Genomic DNA, 22,072 nt, shown 5'->3' with positions numbered 1-22,072 from the left:
ATTATGTACCGGCGCGAGTCAAGTCGTACACTTTAGGTTGGGCAGTGTTTGGTTCCTCCATCACTCGCAGCGTTTGGGCATCCTCGATGTAGATCAACATTGTTCGCATGTTCTCAGTGATGCCCAGCAGAGTGGTTCGTTTAGGGTGACCGTTATCCGAGGTCAAAGTGGCTTCGATCGCACTCCCCCGCATGGATCCGTTAATTGAAATCTTGATTGCCTCTTCTTGAGGGGGCGACATTGGATACGCGGCTAGAGCGTTCGCGAAAGCTTGCCTTGATAATTTCATTGTTCCTTGAGCCTCAAAATTCGAGCCGTCGCACCTCACTGTGAAGTTTCCAAATGACGGATGCTGCCACGAACCTGAAAGGTCAATGCTAAGGGGCGTGCCCAACGCTCTCCCGAATTTGCGGAGAAAGTCGATTTTTGTTCGCGCTCTCGATAAAATTTCGTCTAGCGTTTTTTGCTCGCTTGTGGGGAGGTCGTGTATTCTCGCGTAGGCCAAATTTATGTTGTTATTATAATCAGGAATTGATTTCGCGTGGTCGCACTCACGACGTGCTTCATCGAGAAATCCCGCGTCCATGTATCTGTAAGCTAAGTTACTCATTGCGAGGGTTTCGTGTAATTCCTTTGCACGCAAAAATGCGGAAATGGCCAAGCAGGGAAGTTTGAAGCTTGTGTAGGCTACGCCCAAATTATTGAAAGCAATTCCGGACCTCGCGTCGTCTGGAATATGTAAATAATGATAAAGGGAGATTTCTTCGCTTCCTCGCTCGGAGTGTGTATATGCTAAATTGAATCGCTCATCTATCGATGTTGGATCCAGTTCCATTATACGTTCTGTTATGCATAGGGCGGCCATGTTTTGTTCGGTTGCTTCGTAAATTTGTTTGAGTGCCCTAAGCGATATTAATTCGTTGTCTTCAGATCTCAGGCGAATTTCTTCTATTGCTTTTATTGCATCTATATTCTTACCCGCTTTGTAAAAATTTATTGCACAATTCTTTAATTGCTCGATTGCCTGTTCTTGAGGTTCTGCCAAGCTATAGGCTTGTTTGAAGGCCATGGCGGCTTCGGCATGATTTTCAAAAAATTCGAATGCAGAACCCAGCCGTGCGAAAACTTTCATGTTTCGCGGGTGCTTTTCCGAAAGCCGCTTCAATGCAGCGAGACTGCCCCCTAAGCCGGTTGAGATTTTCAGAAATTCGACACCAGCAAGCCAACTTGCTACCTCACTTTCGTCGGCCCCGTATTTAGATGCCATGAAAGACGATTCTAAAAGCTTCTGGCTCCCCTCATCCTTGCGGAGTATGGCCCGATAAATCGCTACAAAATAATTGTGAGGTTCCCAGATTGGCTGCGGCTTAGCCCAGTCGGGTTCAGACACGTTCTCAGTGGGATCCTGCCGCTCTTGTTCAATCCTTGCTTCAGGCGCCGTCAGCATAATTGATGCCGAATGAGGTGACGCCGACTTTAGCATTTCTAGAACTCGTACGAAGCTTGCGTCGGGGCGACCTCTGCTAAATTGAATGTATTCAATGTTTCCCTGAAGCCCGCCTGGAGACCGCACACCTTCTTCGACCAAAAGTATGAGTTTCAACTCGCGACCGATCGCCAAACCAATTTCTTGAATTATCCAGTCGGATGTCTTCCAGGAAATCTGGGGCCACCAAAAAAGACGGCCTATGATCGCGACTGGCTTGAACGTCAATAGGCGCTCTTTTCGTGTGCAGATGCCGATGAAGACGTTCTTGTCTTCTATTTTCTGAAGAACTTTTGCGGTTAAGTCTTTGGGTTCTGCACTCCGTGCGTGATCCCATTTGAACGGAATGACATCTTGGAGCGTATTAAAAAAATTCAGAAAAGCCTGCACTACACCTTCGTCTTCCGGAGTGAAGCTATGCCCCACGAACGCGCGTATTTCCGACATCGTGCCTCTCCCGATCACAGCGACTGGGGAGTTAGGCCTCAAAAATGGATCGTTGGCCTGCCCAATATTCCCCCACAGCGGTGATTCGTAAGATTTAACATATTTCCTCCAAAAACTTATCCCCGCTCTCTTCGGTCCCCGCATACTTCCCCGCATCTTGCCACGCTGACAAAGGGCATGAGCTCGTGCCGCGAGACGTGTGTGGTGAAGAGCATGCGGGGTCGCGCGGAGAAATCGGTATGCCGCGGGTTCGCTGCCTGCCGCGCGTGGGCCTCTCAGGAGGCGGCGCGGTGAAACGCCTTCTCGAAAGGAGATGCGGGGGCGGATGGCGGGTTCGACGGCTCAGGGATCGCTGTTCATCGGTGGTCCGCACTCATACGAGAGGCGACGGACGCAAGGGCCGGAGCCGAGGCGGAGAGTTGGCATGCACGGGGCGGCGATGGTCCGCATCCCTAAACCATTTGCAAAGAGTGAGGCCACGCCGCCCCGTCCCTTTGTTCGTCTGTGCAACCGGGTCCGCTTCGCGGAGCCGGATGGATGTGCATGCGAGCAGATGTCCGCATCGGCCCTATGCGGACTGGGAATCTGCCAAATTGGACAGCAGATCAATTCGCTTTTTTTACGTTTTTAATTACATTGTTCATGATTTCTTTGCGACCGCCAAGCTATTCATTTGCAACGCCCAAAGATCATTGAATGATCATTGGTGACCGCCGTTCTTGGGCATAGGGCAACAGTTCGAGAATCCCTAAATGCGCGTGCTGTCATGTATCGCCACGGCACACAACCCGTGGCTGGTCATTCTTGCCGCCTGCGTTTGCGTCAGCGGAAGTTGGGTCGCATTTGGTCTGATTCAGCGCGCCCTCGATCGGCAGGATCTTCAGAAGGCTGGTTGGGTCTTCCTTGCATCTGTAGCGGCCGGATCATCCGTCTGGTGCACGCACTTCATCGCCATGCTGGCATATAGCTCTCAAGCTCCCGTCGCGTTCGAGCCGTTGATGACTATGGCTTCGTTGCTCGTCGCCATTGCAGGTTCCGGGCTTGGCATATCCATCGCGGTGTCCCGCAAAGGCGCGGCCTCGCCTGTTTTGGGTGGCGGTGTGCTTGGTGCTGCGATCGCGGCCATGCACTTCACAGGTATGCTTGCGTATCACGTTGACGGCCTGATCGTTTGGGATTCGGGCTATGTCGTCGTGTCCGTCATCTTCGCCGTAGGACTCTGCGCATTGGCGTTTGACTGCTTCGTGCGTGGTTCGTTGAAGTATGCCCACACCGCGGCGCTTGTTCTTTTCGTGGGTGCGGTCGTCTTGTTGCATTTCACTGCAATGACCGCCATGTCCGTTATCCCGTTTGTCACGGGGGCCCCAGTCGCCACCGCGTCGGACATGCAGGCCATGGCGGTTGCCGTCGCGGGCGTGGGGCTTCTTGTGGTGGCTACAGGTGTCGCGAGCCATTTGATCGACTCGCGCGCTAACTCGGAGACTGTTGAGCGCTTGCAGCAACTCGCCCTCAATGACGCTCTGACCGGATTGCCGAACAGGGTTAGCTTCAACAATCATTTGGCTCGAGATTTGTCGCACGCTCTGTCGGCCAGCAGAAAGGTCGCGGTACTCGCCATCGATCTCGACAGATTCAAGGAAATTAACGACCTTCGGGGGCACCAGGCAGGGGATCAGGCTCTCATAATCGTGGCCAACCGGCTCAAGGGCCTCCTGCGCGACGGCGAATTCGTGGCGCGGATCGGGGGAGACGAGTTTGCCGCCGCAAAGCGCTACGATCACCACTCTGATCTCGTCGATTTCGCCGGCAGGATCGAAACTGCCCTCTTCACGCCCATTCGTGTCGATGATTTTGAATCGGTCGCCGGCGCCAGCATCGGTGTCGCCACCTATCCGCAAGATGGAGACACTCAAGAACGACTGACCTGCAATGCCGATCTTGCCATGTACCGGGCCAAGCTCGACGTGACGCGGGCCGTTTGCTTCTATGAATCGAACATGGACGAGGCCGCGCGCGCGCGCCGCAATCTTGCGCAGGATCTGCGACGCGCCATCGACCACAAACAACTAGAGCTTTACTATCAAGTCCAGACATCCGTTGCGACCGGTGATGTCAGCGGATATGAGGTGCTTTTGCGCTGGAATCATCCGCAGCTCGGAAAGGTTCCGCCTTCAGAGTTCATACCGCTGGCGGAAGAGACGGGGTCCATTCTTGCGATCGGCGATTGGGTGTTGAAAACGGCCTGCGTCGAAGCGGCCACCTGGAAGAGCCTGCACAAAATCGCAGTCAACATATCTGCGATGCAGCTCCTTCACGTGGACCTCCCGCAACGCGTACAGGAAATCCTTCTCGAGTCAGGGCTCTCACCGAGCCGCCTTGAACTTGAAATCACTGAAACAACTGTCATTGCGGACAAGCAGAAAGCCCTGCTTCAGCTCGCTCGTATAAGAGCGCTTGGCGTGACAGTCGCAATTGACGATTTCGGAACTGGCTATTCCTCGTTTGACACTCTTCGTTGCTTTCCTTTCGACAAGATCAAACTTGATCGCTCATTCATGAGCGAGATTGAAACCAGCCCTCAGGCAGCTGCCATTGTTCGCGCCGTACTGACGTTGGGGAAGAGCCTGGACATTCCTATTCTTGCCGAAGGCGTGGAAACAAGCGATCAGCTGGAAATTTTAAAGCGGGAGGGTTGCGACGAAGCCCAAGGATATTTTCTTGGCCGGCCAAGTCCAATCGGAATTGCGCTCACTAGGGAGAGTTCTGGCGAACCGAATGCTGCCGTCGCTGCCTGAACGATGTGGGGCTGGATGCGTCTCGCGACGCTGAAACTGTTGTCAGTTCCGCTTGTCGCTTTTAACAGACTTCTCTCTGCTCCCCGTTTGTGATTTCACGCCTCTTCTTCCCTCAAATTCCCATATGTTGTTCACTGCTTGCCGGCGTGCAGGAGGTGCGAGCCGATGCGTTGGCACGGGCATCGGGTCGTCAGCGAAGAAAGAGAGCTGCGAAATGACGAACGGCTTCGTTTGGCTCGAGCCTTGGTATTCCGTCGACGACACGGCCATCTGCGCGGGTCTCGAAGCCCAGCTTCGGATTGAAGTCTCGCGCCAGCACGTTCTTCACGGCGAGGCGGTTCAGCTGATCGCACGTCGCGGCGATACCGACGACGCTTTATTCCTGCTCTCCGATGGCCGCGTCGCGGAAGTCCATATGACGTGGAGCAAGTGCACCGAGCCCGATCCGCGCTGGCCCGCGACCGGCATTTTCGCGTCCCTCGACGACTGGGCCCGCGACGGCATGCTGCCGCTTCATCGGGAACTATCGGAAATTTCCTGAGCGTCTGGCGGCTTGGCGGGAATTGACGGGAGGGGGTGTGCGGCCGCCACGGCTAAATACCTTTTCAGCAAAGTGATGACCGGATTGTGAACGGTCTGTGAACTGTGTATTCGGAAGCGGTTCAACCGGATGCGCGCAATTTGCGTCGCGCCGGGTGGCATTGCGTTTGAATAATCCGGAAAAGAAAAAAGAAATGTGAGGCCCTCACGGCGGTAGCGCATTCAATGCGACTCGCGGCACTGGTGGTCGAATTGACGAGCGGGTGCAACCTAGACGATCCGAAAGAACTAAGAGGAATTACGAGATGAAATCTTTTACGATGATGCTGGCGGCCGTTGCGATAGCGGCCACGTCGACTGCGTCCTTCGCGGCCGCTTCGAAATCCACGAAGCCGAAGACACCTGAGTCGATCGAGTGCTCGAAGCAGGCCGACGCGAAGGGCTTGCACGGCAAAGATCGCGTCAAGTTTCGCGCTCAATGCAAAAAGGAACTGAAAGGGAAATCATCGGCGGCCTCTTCGGCTACAACGACGCCACCGCCGGCGACTGAAAAGTCCAGCACGGCACCGGCTCCAGCGAAAACCGGCAATTGAGCGGCGGGCAATAAGACGCAAAATTGATCGCAAGGCCGTTCCTACTGCAGCCCCGCCGCCCGCGGGGCTTTTTTCTGCCAAATCCTAATCCGGGTCGAACTGAGCCTTCGTCATCCCCGACCCTCGACGCGGCTCCGCCGCGCTCGGTCGAGGATGACGGAAGTGAGGTGCGCATGTTCCGGCGATTGCCGCTTTAACTTTCGCCGGCTATTTGCGCCCAAAACTTATCCCCGCTCCATCCGCTGGTGGCATACTCGCTCCTGTCCCGGCGCGGCCCGCAAGGGTGTCGTCCCTCTCTCGTTTTTACGAATAAGCTAACCATTAACAATTCGTTCTCATTGGAGGCCGCGTTCCTTAGCGTCAGCTGGGGCATTCGACGTGGGGGCATCGATGGGAACAATTCAACGCGGCGCACGCACCTTTACGCTCGCTGTGGCAGCAGTGGTGGTCGCGTCTTCGGGTGCGCACGCGACCGACGGCTATTTCCTTGATGGCATCGGAGCCCGTTCGAAGGCTTTGGGCGGTGCCGGTGTCGCCGACGGCCGGGACGCGACGTCCGCGGCGCTGAACCCTGCCGGCATCGTTCACGCGGACAACGAAGTCGACTTGGCGGCTTCGGTCTTCCTGCCGTTCCGCGAGGCTACGATCGCCGGTTCCACCGTGGAAAGCGATCGTAACGCGTTCCTGCTGCCAAACGTGGCGATCAACTGGAAAACCATCGGCAATCCCTATTTCGATGCTGTTACGCTATCCCTGTCGGGCAACGGCGGCATGAACACGACGTACCCGGCCAGTGCCAGTATTTTCGGCGCCGGCAAAGCAGGCGTCGACCTGCAACAGATGCTGCTTACGGTTGCCGTGGCCAAGAAATTCGGAAACGTGTCGGTCGGCGTTGCGCCGGTCGCAGCACTTCAGATTTTCCAGGCTAATGGTCTGGCGAGTTTTGGCGGATTCTCATCCGATCCTTCGGCTCTCACCGATCGAGGAAAAGACCACGAGCTCGGTGCTGGCCTTCGTGCCGGTATCGAATGGGCCGTCCTGCCGACCTTCCGTATCGGCGTCGCCGGCAGCACGCCGATTTGGACGAACCCATTCACCCGATACAAGGGCTTGTTTGCTGACGGAGGCGATTTCGATATTCCCGCCAACGTCCAGGCGGGCATCGCCGTCGACGTATCACCGGCCGTGACCTTGCTGGTCGACTATCGCCGTATCTGGTTCTCCGAGACGAGTGCGGTGGGCAACCCTTCGACACTTCTCGCTCCCGGTTCGTTGGGCACGGCTAACGGTCCGGGCTTCGGCTGGAACGACGTCGATGCCATCAAGGCGGGCATCGAGTGGAAATATTCGCCGAAGCTCATATTGCGCGCCGGCTATTCCTACAATACGCAGCCTATCAACTCGCGCGATGTTCAATTGAACATTCTAGCGCCCGCCGTCGTGCAGCATCACATTACGGGGGGCTTCGCCTACCGCTGGTCTGACAGTCTCGACCTGGAATTGGCCGCGGTGTACGCTCCTCGCGAACACGTTTCGGGAACTGCATTGAACCCGCCGGGCGTCCCAATCGACCTCAGCATGGAGCAGTTTGAGGTCACCGCCGGCTTCAAATACCGGTTCGGAGAGACCTCCGCGTCCTTGAAGTAGAGAGGGGCCGGCTTTCACGACGCAGCAGCAATCGCGCTGACGTTGGTCTCGAAGCGTTGGCATGGAATAGGCGCTGCGTCCTTTGTAGGATCGCATTGCTGATTGCCGGAACGAGCGCGAGGGGCTTCGAAGTTGGCTATAGCGACTGAATTTACGCCTCTGGCGTCGAGTGTGGGCGGCGCGCTGATCGGCGTCTCTGCGGTTCTCCTCCTGTATGCCAACGGGCGCATCGCAGGCATCAGCGGAATTGTGAAAAGGCTGATCGCGCCGGCGACCAATAGCAAACCCGAGCAGGCCTTGGTCTTCATCATCGGATTGATCTCCGCCCCCTTCGTCTGGACAGCTGCGACCGGCCATGCAGTCGCACAATCGGTGTCGACAAATATTCCGCTCGCGGCAATTGCCGGGCTGCTTGTCGGATTTGGCGCCGTTCTTGGCGGAGGTTGCACGAGCGGTCACGGCGTCTGCGGACTTTCGCGTTTATCGAAACGCTCCTTGGTCGCAACGATCGTATTCATGGCTGTGGCGGCACTCACTGTGTTCGTCGTCCGCCACATCATCGGAGGCGGCTCATGAGCCTCGTCATCAACCTTGCTGCGGGGCTGATTTTTGGCCTCGGACTTGTCATTTCCGGAATGGCCAATCCCGTAAAGGTGCTGAATTTTCTCGACGTCGCGGGGAACTGGGATCCCAGTTTAGCCTTCGTGATGCTCGGCGCGATCGCCGTAACAGCCACGGGCTATCGGTTCGTGCTTCGGCGGCCAAAGCCTCTTCTCGATCCGGGCTTTCATTTGCCTGTCCGGAGCGAGGTCGATCGACCGCTCGTCATTGGGTCTGCGACCTTCGGATTGGGCTGGGGGCTCCTCGGCTTCTGCCCGGGTCCTGCGATTACGTCACTGGGGCTCGCCGCGTCCGGCACGCTCGTTTTTGTCCCGGCGATGCTGATCGGAATTGCGGCAGCCGCCCTTCTTCGCAAACGAGAAGCGGCAACCGAGAAAGCGTAACCGCGTTGGCTGTTGCGCGGTTCGTCGGCGCTGAAGGGGCGAGGATTCCTACTTCTTCTTGCGCGCCGGTATGATCTCGCCGTCTTCCTTCGTGAAGTCGCCGATGTCCGCGTTCGGGAGAATGTCGAGCACCGTTTCGGACGGGCGGCAGAGGCGCGTGCCGAGCGGCGTCACGACGATGGGGCGCTCGATGAGAATCGGATGCTGAAGCATCGCATCGATGAGCTGTTCGTCCGTCCATTTCCGATCGTCGAGCCCAAGCTCGCTGTAGGGCGTTCCCTTTTTGCGCAGGAGATCGCGCGGCGACATAGCCATCGCCCGCAAGAGCCGTTTGAGTTCGGCCCGGCTCGGCGGCGTTTTGAGGTATTCGACGACGCGCGGTTCCTCGCCGCTTTTGCGGATGATTGCGAGCGTGTTGCGCGACGTTCCGCAGCTCGGGTTGTGGTAGATCGTGATCGTCACGGTTTACTCCAAGCGGCCCGAGACGCGTTTTACTACCAGAGGGCGAGGTCTTCCCATTTGCTTTCGGGAATTTCGGGGCCGATTTCGTAATCAAACGACGTCGCCCGCATCTGATCTTTCGTGACGGCGCAGGTGAACTTCACCTGATACCAGCGATGGTTGGCGCGCACCGCTCCGCCTTTGGCGACGACGGTCGTTCCGTCGAACGTGGCGCGCGAGAGGATACTCGTTTTCAGGCGATCGACGTGAGTCAGTTTCTTGGCGCGATTGATATCGAGAATGCCCTTGAGGATGCATACCTGATGCGCGCGTTCTTCCGGATCGAGCTTGAGGAGCGACTGGTCCATCGACGCGGCGCCGGCTGGCGATACCAATCCAAGAAAAATCAGAAAAAGCCAGCGACGCATTCCCCCTCCGTCGGTGTGTGAAATTCGCTCCATCCTGGGCGTGAAAACCGGCCGGATGGAGGCTCGGAATCCCGGAGGCACTTATGCCTAGAGCCAGGGCGGAACGTCACGCGATTTTTTGGTTGCGCGCTGTTTCGTCGTCCCTCGGTTCGGCGAAGTGGTCGCGTATCCGAACGTGCGACAGCGTTCGGCCGCGAAAGCGGCGGAGTGAACAATTTTTGCTTCGTTGCGTTTCGCACCTATGCAGAGGTGGATTTCAACAGTTCACGCCGCCGCTGTCGCCTCGCGGGCGATGCCAGTCGCACTGCGTTATGCAATCACTGCCGCGCTCGTGGCCTTTGTGGTCTGGGCGCAGATGACGTGGGGCGAGGAGGCGGGCAATCGTTACCCGTTCCTTTCTTTTATTCCCGTGATTTTCGCCGCTGGGGCGCTCTTCGACCGGGGCAACGGTTTCTTCGCGACCGTGTTAAGCGCGTTGGCGGTTTCGTATTTCTTTTTGCATCCGCGCCACTCGCTGGCTGTTATCAATCCGTCCGATCAGGGTGCTCTTCTACTGTTTGTCGTGATCGGATTTGCGATCTCGTCGGTAGTCGAAGCTTTACACGTCGGTCTCGTGTCACTCGCCATCGAGCATGAACGAGCGAGCGAGGCCGTTCGCGACCGGGACGTGCTGCTGAACGAGCTTTCGCACCGCACGCGGAACGATTTCGCGAACGTCGTAACGCTCCTGAATTTGCAATCTCGCTCGGCGAGCGAAGAGGCGAGGGAAGCGCTGACTTCGGCCGCCGAGCGTGTGCAGACGATTGCGCGCGTGCACCGGAGATTGGACCTTCGCGACGAGCACGTCGTGGTCGATACGAAATCTTATCTTGGCGAATTGTGCGCCGACCTCCGGCTCTCCCGGCTCGCGATGCGTCCGATTGCACTCGAGTGCCGCGCGGAAAGCCATGCGATCAGTCTCGAGAAGGCCGTTCCGCTGGGATTGATTATCAACGAGTCCGTCACGAATGCGGCCAAGCACGCGTTTCCGAATGAGAGGCAGGGGAACATTATCGTGCATTTCCAGCGGGCCGGCGATGTCTACAAGCTCGTCGTGGCGGACGATGGCATTGGCAGGACCAGCAAAGAGCCCGACGTCGCTGCACAGCCATCGCCGTCCGGTATCGGTAATCGATTAATGGAGATGCTAGCCGCGCAGCTTGGCAGCAAGATCGAGGTCGAAGACCGTTCACCCGGCATCGCGATCGTCGTGACAATTCCGGTGAAGACCGCCAAATGAACTGAAAAAAGAAGGCAGCGGGTTAGCGCTGCCTCGAGTGTCTGGTTCCTAGGCTGTCCCAGTGCGCGCGAGATTAAATCCAAGCCGTTGGAAACCGGTACTTACGATTTCGTAAAGCGTCTGCGCTGAGCGTTTCCGCGGGAATGGGCGGCGCAATTAAGACCATGGCTCGAGCCCCCGTTCTGGAATCCGGTGCGTGAACCCAATTCCAGAGGCGTCTTCGCCTCTAATGCAGCCTTAGCTCCGTGCCAATAAGCCTGAGTTCCGCTGGACGAATAAGCTTCGAGTGCGCCACAGTCACCTTGAAAAGCTTGCCTTCGATCTCCGCAGTCCAGAAATCGAGAAAGGATTTGAGCTTTGGAAAGCGCGGGGCGGAATCGTATTCTTGCCAGATATAGCTTTGGAGAAGCGAGGGATGGTCCGGCAGACGATAAAGGATCTCCGCAGTCGTCAGGCTGAAGCCGGCGAGCTGGGCTTTGAAGCCGCTGTCGCAAGACATTTCACGTACGGTCACGTAGCAATCTCCTTTCAATTAGGTGATTGGGTGCCCTCCCTGAAACGACGATGATCCAGTGAGAATCGTTCCGTGTCCATATCGATTGTTCGCCAATTCGAATTGTTAGCAGCCGCGTAAATCGAGTGCTCGGAATTTCCGCCGCGCGCTTGCGCAATATGCTGGCTCGCTGTGCAATCTCGCGGTTCGGAGCGGCAATTTCCTCGACGGCAAAGGCGTTCCAAAATGCTTGAGATGGCGCTCAAAAGCTTCCTGACCTTTTTCGTGACGATCGGGCCGATCGAAGCGGCGGTGCTGTTCGCGGCCTTTACGCCGAAGATGCCCTACGAGCATCGGCGAGCCATTGCCATTCGCGCGACGTTGATTGCATCATGTATTCTCGCCGTCTTCACCCTATTCGGTGATCCCATTCTCAGCGAGCTTGGCGTTTCGCTCGCAGCGCTGCAGGTCGCGGGCGGAATCGTCCTGCTCTTGATCGCACTCGACATGATCTTCGCGAGACCGGCGGGAGCGATCAAGCTCACCCCGCCCGAAGGTGCGGAAGCGCAGTCCAAGGACGATATTGCGGTTTTCCCTTTGGCGACGCCGCTGCTTGCCGGGCCCGGTGCGATGAGCGCCGGCATTCTGCTCGCAGCGAACGCGCACGGTGCGCCGCTCGGACTGGTGGTCGTTATGTCGGCGCTCGCATCGGTGATGATTATTACGCTGGTGCTGCTCGCGCTCGCGAACCAGCTCAATCACCTCCTTGGTGTGACTGCGCAACGCGTGCTTATCCGCGTGTTCGGGATTTTGCTGGCCGCAATTGCTGTGCAGGCCGTTTTCAACGGGATCCATGCTTCGGGGCTTATTCCCCGTTAGCGGTCGTTAGGCTGGATTTAACGCTTCGCTGTTTCACTCCCGGACAGTTCGCAAGGTTCTGTTGCGTTTGTAGCGTTGTCGAAGGCGTTCCTTATGTTCCTGTTCCCTACCGGCCGTTGGCCGAAAGCCGCTCGTGTGGCTCTCTTCTTGCTGATGGCGTCGGCGGCTGGCCTCTCGGCGGCAGGATGCGCGACCGATAACAACGCTTATGCAACAGACAACACGGCGTATTACGCCGGTTCGCCGCCGGTGTATGTCGCGCGCGGTCCGGCGGTCGAGATGGAGCAGGACGGTCTGCCCGTGCAGGCTCCGCCGTCGGCGCGCATCCGGGCGATGCCGGACGACCCGGCGCAGCCTTATAGCCGCAACTATGGCGGCCCAAATCCCGCAGACAAGAGCGCCGCACCGGTCTCCGTGAAAGTTTCGAACGGCACGGTCACGCAGCCGAATTCCATTCCGGCCGATTTGCCGCCGGCATTCCGCAGGCAGCTTGTCGCTGCGGTAGACGCCGCCGGATAGACGTGGTGTCTTCGCCGGGCAATCGCTCAACGAAGTGATGCCCGGGGGGGCCATTGAACATCTGCCGTTATCTCGACGTTGCTCTGACGCCCGAAATCGAGCGCAGCATCGACACCATTTTCTTTGAATCGAGCAATACGAAATCGTTCGAAACCGAGCGATCTCGCGTTGCTTTTCGTGACCGGTGGCTCGGGCGTTATCTCCGTGACGATCCGCAATTCGCGTATCTGGCAATGACGCCGGCGGGAGGTGTTATCGGCTACCTGGTCGGCGCGGTCGACGATCCGGCGATTGCATCGCGGTTTGCCGATATTGGGTTCTTCGCCGATTTAAGCGTACGGACGAAACAGTTTCCCGCGCATCTGCATGTGAACGTCGCGCCGGATTTTCGCAATCGCGGCATCGGCAAGCAGTTGGTCGATTGCTTCGCCGCCGACGCGAAGGCCCACGGCGCGCCCGGCGTCCACGTCGTGACCTCCGCAGGGGCCAAGAATATCAGCTTCTACAATCAGAACGGATTTGCGGAGGTCGCTCGCACTGGCGCTGGCGGCGAACTGGTGTTTCTGGGACGAGCGCTCTGAGAAAGTTGTCCACGCAGTTAGCCGTCGTGGACAGGCCCAAGCGGCGATACCTCGCAGATCATCGTTCCGATGTGGCGGGAGCAAGCTTTCGAAATCCTTCCCGGCCGTCGACGCACAGTTACAAACTGGCGGCCGGAAAGGTGAGTTAGGCCCTTGGGGGAAAAGGGCCTGGGGCTTTTGTCTAGGGGTCTGAGGTATTCGGACTTAGGGTCTGGGGTTTGAGTGACTCGGGACGTGCGCTAATTCGGCAATTCGGGCGGCAGCCGCGGCGGAACGACAAAGCCGATCGGCTCGGATTTGGGCGCCGCAATCGTGCGCGGGTCTTCCTTGGTACGGCGCGATTTGCCTTCGAACAGCGCGCCCTGCTCGATGGACAGCGACTGGTGGAAAATATCGCCTTCGACCTGGCTCGTCGTCTGCAGCATGACGCGGCGGCCACGGACCGATCCGACGACGTGACCGCGGACGATGACCTCTTCGCCCGAGATGCTGCCGGTGACCGTTGCGTTTTCGCCGACGACGACGTTGCTGCCTTGGATGTCGCCCTCGACGATGCCGTCGACCTGGACTTCACCCTTGCAAATGAGATTGCCGGTAATGGTGAGATCGGCGCCGATCACCGAGACGGATTTAGGCCCGTCTGTCGCAGTGGCGCGAGGTACGCTTAAAAAGGGACGCGGCTGGAATGCGGGTGTGTGGCTCGTTTCCGCGGCGGAGCCGGTCGGCTGCGATCTTAAATCGGCCTCGGAACGGCGAAAATTAGGCAACATATGGTCTTCCCCTCTTACACGACTTAAGCAACAATCCGCACCCAGAGCGGCCTCAACGCATTACACATCATCCAAATCTGCGGCGAGTGCGTTTGATTCGCGTAGCACTTTTGGCGCTGCAATCCATCGTAGCGGCAAACAATTTCCACCGGAAATCCTCTGCGTTGCCGCAGAAGACATAATTCTTGGTGGAGAAGTGTGGCGGAAGATCAACGGTGCCGTAATTCGCACCGGCATGGTTATCATTTGAGCGCTCTCGCCGCCTCCAAGACCTCGTCGGCGTGGCCGGGGACGCGGACTTTGCGCCAGCTGCGGGCGATTTTACCCGTTTTGTCGATGAGGAACGTCGAGCGTTCGACGCCCATGTATTTTTTCCCGTACATCGATTTTTCGACCCATACCCCATAGGCTGTCGCGATCTCCTTCTGCTCGTCGGCGAGCAGGCGGACCGACAAATCGTACTTGGATTTGAATTTTTGATGACTCTTCGGACTATCGGGGGAGATACCGACGACTTCGACCCCCTCGGCCGCGAATTCTGAGGCGAGGCACGAGAAGTCTTTCGCTTCCTGTGTACAACCCGATGTGTCGTCCTTTGGATAGAAATAGACGACGACCGGATGGCCCTTGAGTTTGGACAAGCGCACCTCTCGGCCGTTGTCGTCGGGCAGGGCAAAATCGGGCGCTTTTTTTCCTTCCTCGATCATTTGGAATGTGCCTTTCTTTTGTCGTTTTTCGGCACTGTAGCTGGCACGTCGAGAGAGCGGAGGCCAGGGGATTTAGACTTTCATTCTGAAAGTTTTTTCTGTCCGTTCCCGGCAACAGCACGGGGGACCCGGGCCGGCATCGGTCTCTGGGGGGTGAGGAGCGGAGTTGACGAAACTGGCAACCGGCGGGCGCCCACCAACTCGGCGCAACGCCGACCACAGCGCGCAGCAAAATGGCGCGCCACGAACTGCGATTTCGCAGCGCGTGGCCACGGCACCGCCGAGCCTTGCCATGCCGGACGAAGACAGCGCGATGTCCACGGGCCTGCGCCACTTCTTCAGCGGCTGCCGCGTCCTCTTTTATCTTGTCGTGCCGCTGACATTGCTCGCGATGATGGCGACGGGCCTGCTTTACGTGCGGCTCAGGCATGGTCCGATCGCACTTAACTTCGTCGTTTCTCCAATCGAGCGCGGCATCAACGCCGAGCTCGTGACGAGTTCGGTGAGGATCGACGGCGCGGAGCTTCGGCTCGGTCCGAGCGGAGAACTGGAATTCAGGCTGCGGGACGTCGGCGTGCTGGAGCAGGGCGGCGATGTCGTGCTGTCGTCGCCGCTCGCCGCCGTGAACATCTCGGTGGCGGCGTTGGCGCGCGGTCGCATTGTTCCGGCGCGTATCGAGTTGATCGATCCGATCATCGCTCTCGCCTATTCCGAGAAGTCCGGGTTCGTGTTCGAGCGCGCAGTGCCGAAACCTGTTCCCGTCCGTCCGGACGGTGCCGGGGCAGCGGCTACTGCGCCTCCGCCTGCGGCCACGGCGCCCGGGACGACGGTCATTACACCACGCTCGGTCGAAGCCGGAACGAAAGTCAATCTCGCGAAGATGCTGAGCGAGTCGTCGCGCCGCGCCCGCAACCGCCTCGACGCTACGTCGTATCTGACGGAATTCGGCCTTTCGAATGCAACCGTCGTCGTCGACTACGAAGGCCAGCGCAGTTCCTGGCGGATCGACGAGGCCAGCGTCGATTTCAATCATGCCGAGCGGCGGAGCGTGATCTCCGGTCGCGCGACGGTCGCATCGCCGCGCGGCGCCTGGTCGGTATCGTTCCTGACTGATGAAAGCGTCCAGACCGGCAGGCTCGACGTGAAGGCGACGATCCGCGATCTCGTTCCCTCGACGCTCGCGGCCACGGCGCCGCCGCTTGCATTGCTCGGCAACTTCGAATTCCCGGTTTCTGGCGATGCAACCGTTGAACTTTCGAATACCGGCGAGATCGAAGGCGGCGAGTTGGCACTCGAAGTCGGCGGCGGCCGGATGCGGCTTCCATATCTCGTCCAGCCGATGCAGATGACAGCGGGTCTTTTCAAGCTGACGTTCGACGGCAAGGCGCGGCACTGGGAACTGCAACCGAGCCCGGTGAAATGGGCCGACGGCACGATGATGTTCACCGGCAGCATGACGGACGTCTCGCAAGGAGCCGACCCGCCGCAATGGCAGTTCGCACTCGACGGCAAGAACGGAGTCCTCGAGGCCGCGGAATTCAACGTGCCTCCGGTCACAATCGACAACTGGACGGCGCGAGGCTCAATCACACCCCGGCGGGGTCTCATCGATCTGACCGAATTCCGCCTCTCGGGCGGTGGCGGAGAGGCGACGATCAAGGCGACGACCCAAGCGGGTCCGCAAGGTCAGAGCGTGTCGGCCGAGTTCGCTGTTTCGCCGATGCCGCTTGCGACGTTGAAGGCGCTATGGCCACGTGCGGTGGCGTCGGGGACGCGCGATTGGGTTGGCAAGAACGTATCGGCCGTAAACTTCAAGGGCGGAACTCTTCGGTACACGAACAGGAACGTCGGCGGCCTCGAACCCGGCTCCGTTTCGACCGAGCTTGAGCGTGTCGGCGCGAGTTTCGAGGCGAGCGATGCCGTGTTTACTCCGTTGCCCGGCATGCCGGCGATTACGGCGCCAAGCATGTCGATCCGCATCAATGACAATGTGCTCGATATGACAGTGCCGGAAGGCTCGGTGGCGTTGCCGGACGGTAGCCAGCTGCCGCTCAAGAACGGACGCCTGACGACGGATGACATCATGTCTCCTCGCACGAACGGCGAGATCAGCTTTTCCGCCGGTGGAGATCTTGGTCCTTTCCTGCAGGCCATGGAGCAGCTGCCGGTCAAGGCCGTACGGGATGCTTCGCCGTTGCCGAAGGCTGGGGAAGGGAAAGTTGACGCCCAGCTTGTGATCAAGTTGCCGTTCGTTCCGGGCGTCACCGGCGACGACATGACAATTACCGGCAAAGCTCGAATATCTGACGGCCGCTTCGGAAAAGTCGCTGGCCGCTTTGACGTCCAAGGCTTCACCCTTGATCTCAACCTCACTGACACATCGCTCGACGCGAAGGGCGACCTGCTCATCAACGGCATTCCTGCGAAGGTCGTCGGCCAGCGGCTTCTCGGTCCAGCTGCCGGTCAGCAGCCACCGCTCAAGATCGTCGCGAAGCTCGACGAAGCGGACCGGACGCAGCTCGGCCTCGACGTCAACAATATCGTTCACGGCGTCGTGCCGGTCGAACTTTCGTTGCAGAAGGGCGACCGCCCCGAGCCCGCGATCAAGCTGCATGCAGATCTCACGGATGCCGATCTGACCTTCGACCACCTGCAATGGCGGAAGCCTCCTGGGCGGGCCGCGAGCCTCGACGCCGATATCGTCACTGCGGCGGGCCGCGATACGGAATTGCAGAACTTCAAGGTGGTGAGCGACGACATCGCCGCCGACGGGCGCATCGTCATCGGTACCGACAACAAGGTCAAAGAATTCAATTTCCCTGGGCTCAATCTCAACGTCATCTCGCGCCTCGACGTCAGCGGGTCGCGGAGCAAGGATGATGTCTGGACGATGAAAATCGCTGGATCGAATTTTGACGGACGGAATTTCTTCCGCTCGCTATTCAACGTCGGCGATGGGCCGGGCCGGAAGGATAAGCCCGCGGCGGCCGGTGCGCACGTAACGGTCGATCTCGCGAACGTCATCGGCAGCTCCGACGTCTCGCTCCGCAATCTCAAGATGGCGATCGAGACGCGTAATGGAGATCTCGCGAGCCTCGACGCAAAGGGTACGCTCGACGGCGGCGCACTGCTCGTCGCGAAGGTCGATCAAGGCCAGGGCGGGCGGCGGCTCGACGTGACGTCAGGCGACGCGGGCCAAGTGATGAAACTCGTCAACTTCTATCCGAACATGCAGGGCGGGCAGATGCAGCTCGAGATCGGGCTCGACGGTTCGGGACCAGCGAAGAAGACCGGCGTTCTGGTCGTCGACAATTTCCGGGTTCTCGGCGATCCGATCGTCACCGAAGTCGTCAGCAGCGCTGATGGAGGCCGCCCGGCGATCAGCGGCAACCGCAAAGTCACGCGTGAGGTTTTCGATTTCACGCGGATGCGCGCGCCGTTTTCGGTCGGATACGGGCAGTTCGTGCTGCAAGATTCCTATTTGAAGGGACCGCTGCTGGGAGCCACGCTGCGCGGCAAGGTCGATTTCAAGACGAGGCGCGTCGATATCGGCGGCACTTATATTCCGCTGCAGGGCCTCAATGGTGCGCTCGGCGACATTCCATTGCTTGGCCAGATCCTGTCGGGCTCACAGGGCGAGGGCATTTTCGGCATGACGTTCGCCGTGCAGGGGCCGACATCGGATCCGCAGGTCATCGTCAATCCGTTCTCGCTGGTGGCGCCCGGAATTTTCCGGGACATCTTCCAGATGACGGCGATGGATCCGACCATTCAGGTGCGTGAGGACCGGACACCGCAAGCGCCGATCGAAGAGAGGGTCCGCGTCGCGCCGCAAAGCCCTGCCGATGGAAACGACAAATCGAAAGCGAAGCCAAAACCGGCGGCACAGGCGAAGCCTAAGAAGACCGCGCCCAAGGCGGACGCGCCAGCAGTCGACGGTTGGTCGTCGTCGACGACCAACCACTAAGCCGACGAGTGATTTAGTGATCAGACCGGCTTCAGAAGTACGTGCTTCTTCTTGCCGAGCGAAAGCTTGATGACGCCATTTGCATCTGCGTCGGTCTTTCCGAGGGTCGCCTTGTCGCTCGTCACCGCTTGATCGTTGACCTTCAGTCCGCCGCCCTGGACTTGCCTCCGCGCTTCACTGTTCGACGCTACAAGCCCCGCCTTGACGAAGGCCGCCAAAACACCGAGGCCGCCTGCAAGCTCGGCGCTCGATATTTCGATCGTCGGCAGATCGGCGGCGAGCGTTCCCTGCTCGAAGGTTTTGCGCGCGGTTTCGGCCGCAGCCTCAGCCTTGTCGCGGCCGTGCAGAAGGGCCGTCGCTTCCGTCGCCAGAACCTTCTTGGCTTCGTTGATCTCGGAACCCGAAAGGCGTTCGAGCTTGGCGATTTCCGCGAGCGGAAGGAACGTGAAGAGTTTGAGGAAGCGCGAGACGTCGGCGTCTTCGGTGTTCCGCCAGAACTGCCAGTAATCGTATGCCGAAAGCTGGGCCTCATTCAGCCAGACGGCGCCGGAGGCGGTCTTGCCCATTTTGGCGCCCGACGCGGTCGTTAGCAGCGGACACGTCAATGCGTAGAGCTGTTCCTTGACGCCCATCCGGCGGCCAAGATCGATGCCGGTGACGATGTTGCCCCACTGGTCCGAGCCACCCATCTGCAAATTGCAGCCATAGCGGCGGTTGAGTTCGACGAAGTCGTAGGCCTGCAGCAGCATGTAGTTGAATTCGATGAAGGACAGCTCCTGGTCGCGTTCGAGCCGCAGTTTGGCACTGTCCATCGTCAGCATGCGGTTGACCGAGAAGTGGCGGCCTACGTCGCGGAGGAAGCCGATATAGTTCAACGGCGCCAGCCATTCGGCATTGTCGACCATCAGCGCATCCGACCTGCGATCGCCGAACTGCAGGAACTTGGCAAAGACCTGCTTGATGCTGTCCTTGTTGGCTTCGATCTCCTCGACCGTGCGCATCACGCGCGTCTCGTCCTTGCCGGAGGGGTCGCCGATGCGCGTGGTGCCGCCGCCCATCAGGGAGATCGGCTTGCCGGCTCCGGACGTCTGCAGCCAGCGCAGCATCATAATCGACAGGAGATGGCCGATATGGAGCGACGGCGCGGTGCAATCGTAGCCGACATAGGCGACGACGCGGCCTTCGCTCGCCAATTTATCGAGGCCTTCGAGATCCGAGCCCTGGTGGACGAAGCCACGCTCGGTCATAATCTTGAGAAATTCGGATTTCGGTGTCGTCATCGCAATTCTTGGCTTTCGCTTGTGTGGCCGCGGGCAACACGTACGAGCCGTATCGCGGGCGGGCGGCACCTTGCACGGGAAGGTGCCTATGAGCAAGTTGCTGCGGGCGATTGGGCTGATGAGCGGCACATCGCTCGATGGGGTGGACGTCGCCCTTCTGGAGACGGACGGGGAGGACGTCGTCCTCCGTGGCCAGGCGCGCACCTATCCGTACGACAACGCCATGCGCCGTCTCCTTATCAATGCGATTGCGGATGCCGCTGGTCTCGAGTCACGGAATGAGCGGTCGCTCTCGCTGGCAGAAGCCGAGCGGGCCCTGACAGAGCGACATGCTGTCGCCGTCAGCCAGTTTCTCCAGGACACCAAGATCGACAGGGCGTCGGTCGATGTCATCGGGTTTCACGGCCAAACCGTGCTGCACAAGCCCGAGGCGGGCCTGACCGTGCAATTGGGGCTCGGAGAGCTTTTGGCAAACTTCACGCGCTGTCCGGTCGTTTACGATCTGCGCGGGGCCGATGTCGATGCGGGAGGGCAGGGTGCGCCGCTCGTTCCCGTTTATCATCGGGCGCTTACGGCGAAGCTGCCGCAGCGGCCTGTCGCGGTCGTCAATATCGGCGGGGTGGCGAATGTGACCTGGATCGGCCGTGACGGCGGTCTCGTCGCGTTCGACACGGGGCCGGGAAATGCGTTGCTCGACGATTGGATGGCCCGGAAAACCGGCGCGTATCTCGATGCTGGCGGCGCGACTGCGGCTCAGGGCAAGGTCGACGAGGAGGCCATCCGGCTGTTTCTCAGCCACGGATACTTCGCCGATGCGCCACCCAAATCGCTCGACCGGAACACATTCGTCATGGATCGGATCGATCGTCTCTCGGTGGAAGACGGTGCGGCGACGCTTGCCGCTTTCACGGCGCGCGCCATCGCCAAGGCGCGTGAGCACATGCCTGTCGAGCCCGAGCTTTGGATTGTGTCCGGCGGTGGCCGGAAGAACCGGGCCATTATGCGGATGCTGGCGGAGCAGGTTCACAACGCCGTCGTGCCGGCGGAGACCGTGGCGTTTGACGGCGACGCTCTGGAAGCAGAAGCGTGGGCTTATCTGGCGGTCCGCTCGATACGCGGCCTGCCGATTACTTTCCCAGGAACGACGGGAGTGGCCGTGCCAATGAGCGGTGGACTGCGCGCAGACCCCACCGCTCACGTCGTGCATTAGAAGAAAGGTTTAGCGACGAGGTTATTCGTCGTCGCCATCGTCGTCGCCGGAGGCGGCGGCCGCCGGAGCGCTTTGGGATTCCATGCGCTCGAGTTCACGCTGGCGCTGACGTTCGCGCTCGCGTTCCCTTTCGCGTTCCTTGTTACGTTCGCGATCCAACTCGAACTGGATCATCCGTTCGTCGAGATACGATCCGACGATGTTGCCGAGTTCTTCCGTCTTGTTCTCGAAGAAGTGGTTGGCGCCGGGCACGACCTCGTGGGTGATCTTGATGCCCTTCTGGACCTTCACCTTGACCGCCATTTCGGCGACCGATGCGGTCGGCACGACGCGGTCCATGTCGCCGTTGATGATCAGGCCCGACGAGGGGCAGGGGGCGAGGAAGGAGAAGTCATAAAGATTGGACGGCGGCGCGACGCAGATGAAGCCATCGACTTCGGGGCGCCGCATCAAAAGCTGCATGGCGATCCAGGTGCCGAACGACACGCCGGCGATCCAGCACGTTTTGGCGTCGGGCTTGACCTGCTGGAGCCAATCGAGGGCGGATGCGGCGTCTGCGAGTTCGCCCGGGCCGCCATCCCAGACGCCCTGGCTGCGTCCGACGCCGCGAAAGTTAAACCGCAGGACCGAAAATCCCCGGGCCGCAAAGGTATGGTAAAGGGAATAGACAACCTGGTTGTTCATCGTGCCCCCAAACTGGGGGTGCGGGTGCAGGATCAGCGCGATCGGGCTGTCGCCGTTGCTTTCGTGGTGATACCGGGCTTCCAGGCGACCGCCCGGGCCGTTGATAATGAGTTCAGGCATCAGAGATTACTCGATCTTTCGTGATTGGGTTCAGGTCAGCTGCGGCAGCCGGTGGCTGGCCTCCGACCGTTCAAATCCTTGTGGGTTCAATCTCAATCCTTGACTCCGGCGCTCAGGATTTCCATAACTTTAGAACCGTTCGAAATGTGCGGGTCCTGGCTCGTTTACAACAGGCATTGGATCAGGGCGGCTCTCTTAGCAC

20 protein-coding genes are annotated in these 22,072 nt (G+C 59.2%); 12 read left to right on the top strand and 8 right to left on the bottom strand.

What is annotated here, in order from left to right; all coding sequences use genetic code 11:
* Nucleotide 1 precedes the first annotated feature (1 nt).
* Nucleotides 2-1,933, bottom strand: coding sequence for a hypothetical protein (locus AB4Z24_RS04295; protein WP_441706171.1), 1,932 nt, complete (start codon nt 1,931-1,933; stop codon nt 2-4).
* Between the two features lie 752 nt (nt 1,934-2,685).
* Here AB4Z24_RS04295 and AB4Z24_RS04290 point away from each other — a divergent pair.
* From AB4Z24_RS04290 to AB4Z24_RS04265, 6 genes are all read left to right on the top strand, one after another.
* Nucleotides 2,686-4,728, top strand: a complete 2,043-nt coding sequence (locus AB4Z24_RS04290; protein ID WP_441706170.1) for a putative bifunctional diguanylate cyclase/phosphodiesterase — start codon at nt 2,686-2,688, stop codon at nt 4,726-4,728.
* A 214-nt stretch (nt 4,729-4,942) separates the two neighbouring features.
* Nucleotides 4,943-5,269, top strand: coding sequence for a hypothetical protein (locus AB4Z24_RS04285; RefSeq protein ID WP_441706169.1), 327 nt, complete (start codon nt 4,943-4,945; stop codon nt 5,267-5,269).
* 304 nt (nt 5,270-5,573) lie between these two features.
* The gene (locus AB4Z24_RS04280) at nt 5,574-5,861 is read left to right on the top strand and encodes a PsiF family protein (RefSeq protein ID WP_441706168.1); all 288 of its coding nucleotides are present in this window, start codon (nt 5,574-5,576) and stop codon (nt 5,859-5,861) included.
* 390 nt (nt 5,862-6,251) lie between these two features.
* On the top strand, nt 6,252-7,508 hold the full coding sequence (locus tag AB4Z24_RS04275) for an OmpP1/FadL family transporter (protein ID WP_441706167.1): 1,257 nt from the start codon (nt 6,252-6,254) through the stop codon (nt 7,506-7,508).
* A gap of 132 nt (nt 7,509-7,640) precedes the next feature.
* Nucleotides 7,641-8,084, top strand: a complete 444-nt coding sequence (locus AB4Z24_RS04270; RefSeq protein ID WP_441706166.1) for a YeeE/YedE family protein — start codon at nt 7,641-7,643, stop codon at nt 8,082-8,084.
* Nucleotides 8,081-8,512, top strand: a complete 432-nt coding sequence (locus AB4Z24_RS04265; protein WP_441706165.1) for a DUF6691 family protein — start codon at nt 8,081-8,083, stop codon at nt 8,510-8,512. The genes AB4Z24_RS04270 and AB4Z24_RS04265 overlap by 4 nt, the downstream gene beginning before the upstream one ends.
* Before the next feature lie 48 nt (nt 8,513-8,560).
* On the opposite strand, the gene arsC is transcribed toward AB4Z24_RS04265, so the two are convergent.
* Together arsC and AB4Z24_RS04255 are read right to left on the bottom strand one after the other, a co-directional pair.
* On the bottom strand, nt 8,561-8,974 hold the full coding sequence (gene arsC / locus AB4Z24_RS04260; RefSeq protein ID WP_441706164.1) for an arsenate reductase (glutaredoxin): 414 nt from the start codon (nt 8,972-8,974) through the stop codon (nt 8,561-8,563).
* Between the two features lie 32 nt (nt 8,975-9,006).
* Nucleotides 9,007-9,381 (bottom strand): DUF930 domain-containing protein, encoded by a 375-nt coding sequence (locus AB4Z24_RS04255; RefSeq protein WP_441706163.1) that lies wholly within the window; start codon nt 9,379-9,381, stop codon nt 9,007-9,009.
* Between the two features lie 292 nt (nt 9,382-9,673).
* Between AB4Z24_RS04255 and AB4Z24_RS04250 the strand changes: the two genes are divergently transcribed.
* Nucleotides 9,674-10,660, top strand: a complete 987-nt coding sequence (locus AB4Z24_RS04250; RefSeq protein ID WP_441706162.1) for a sensor histidine kinase — start codon at nt 9,674-9,676, stop codon at nt 10,658-10,660.
* 226 nt (nt 10,661-10,886) lie between these two features.
* On the opposite strand, the gene AB4Z24_RS04245 is transcribed toward AB4Z24_RS04250, so the two are convergent.
* Nucleotides 10,887-11,159, bottom strand: a complete 273-nt coding sequence (locus AB4Z24_RS04245) for an usg protein (protein WP_441706803.1) — start codon at nt 11,157-11,159, stop codon at nt 10,887-10,889.
* Between the two features lie 240 nt (nt 11,160-11,399).
* Here AB4Z24_RS04245 and AB4Z24_RS04240 point away from each other — a divergent pair, with 240 nt between their 5' ends.
* The 3 genes from AB4Z24_RS04240 (at nt 11,400) to AB4Z24_RS04230 (ending at nt 13,132) form a co-directional block, all read left to right on the top strand.
* A complete protein-coding gene (locus AB4Z24_RS04240; RefSeq protein ID WP_441706161.1) occupies nt 11,400-12,032 on the top strand; it encodes a MarC family protein in 633 nt (210 codons plus the stop codon).
* Between the two features lie 93 nt (nt 12,033-12,125).
* Complete coding sequence (locus AB4Z24_RS04235; protein ID WP_441706160.1) at nt 12,126-12,551, top strand: adhesin; 426 nt, start codon at nt 12,126-12,128, stop codon at nt 12,549-12,551.
* Nucleotides 12,552-12,604: 53 nt separating this feature from the next.
* On the top strand, nt 12,605-13,132 hold the full coding sequence (locus AB4Z24_RS04230; protein ID WP_441706159.1) for a GNAT family N-acetyltransferase: 528 nt from the start codon (nt 12,605-12,607) through the stop codon (nt 13,130-13,132).
* 239 nt (nt 13,133-13,371) lie between these two features.
* Here the strand turns inward: AB4Z24_RS04230 and AB4Z24_RS04225 are convergent, their stop codons facing one another.
* The gene (locus AB4Z24_RS04225; RefSeq protein WP_290992888.1) at nt 13,372-13,902 is read right to left on the bottom strand and encodes a bactofilin family protein; all 531 of its coding nucleotides are present in this window, start codon (nt 13,900-13,902) and stop codon (nt 13,372-13,374) included.
* 242 nt (nt 13,903-14,144) lie between these two features.
* Complete coding sequence (bcp, locus tag AB4Z24_RS04220) at nt 14,145-14,609, bottom strand: thioredoxin-dependent thiol peroxidase (RefSeq protein WP_441706158.1); 465 nt, start codon at nt 14,607-14,609, stop codon at nt 14,145-14,147.
* A 292-nt stretch (nt 14,610-14,901) separates the two neighbouring features.
* On the opposite strand from bcp, the gene AB4Z24_RS04215 reads away from it, so the two are divergent.
* Nucleotides 14,902-18,576, top strand: coding sequence for an AsmA-like C-terminal region-containing protein (locus tag AB4Z24_RS04215; protein ID WP_441706157.1), 3,675 nt, complete (start codon nt 14,902-14,904; stop codon nt 18,574-18,576).
* A gap of 20 nt (nt 18,577-18,596) precedes the next feature.
* On the opposite strand, the gene tyrS is transcribed toward AB4Z24_RS04215, so the two are convergent.
* The gene (gene tyrS, locus AB4Z24_RS04210; RefSeq protein WP_441706156.1) at nt 18,597-19,856 is read right to left on the bottom strand and encodes a tyrosine--tRNA ligase; all 1,260 of its coding nucleotides are present in this window, start codon (nt 19,854-19,856) and stop codon (nt 18,597-18,599) included.
* Nucleotides 19,857-19,944: 88 nt separating this feature from the next.
* On the opposite strand from tyrS, the gene AB4Z24_RS04205 reads away from it, so the two are divergent.
* Complete coding sequence (locus AB4Z24_RS04205) at nt 19,945-21,066, top strand: anhydro-N-acetylmuramic acid kinase (RefSeq protein ID WP_441706155.1); 1,122 nt, start codon at nt 19,945-19,947, stop codon at nt 21,064-21,066.
* Nucleotides 21,067-21,087: 21 nt separating this feature from the next.
* On the opposite strand, the gene AB4Z24_RS04200 is transcribed toward AB4Z24_RS04205, so the two are convergent.
* Nucleotides 21,088-21,870 carry an alpha/beta hydrolase gene (locus AB4Z24_RS04200; RefSeq protein WP_290992878.1) on the bottom strand — a complete coding sequence of 261 codons (783 nt, stop codon included), beginning with the start codon at nt 21,868-21,870 and terminating at the stop codon, nt 21,088-21,090.
* Between the last annotated feature and the right edge of the window lie 202 nt (nt 21,871-22,072).

The organism is Hyphomicrobium sp. 2TAF46, assembly GCF_052114865.1.
Classification (GTDB): Bacteria; Pseudomonadota; Alphaproteobacteria; order Rhizobiales; family Hyphomicrobiaceae; genus Hyphomicrobium_B.
This window is presented reverse-complemented; position numbering and strand designations above follow the sequence as displayed.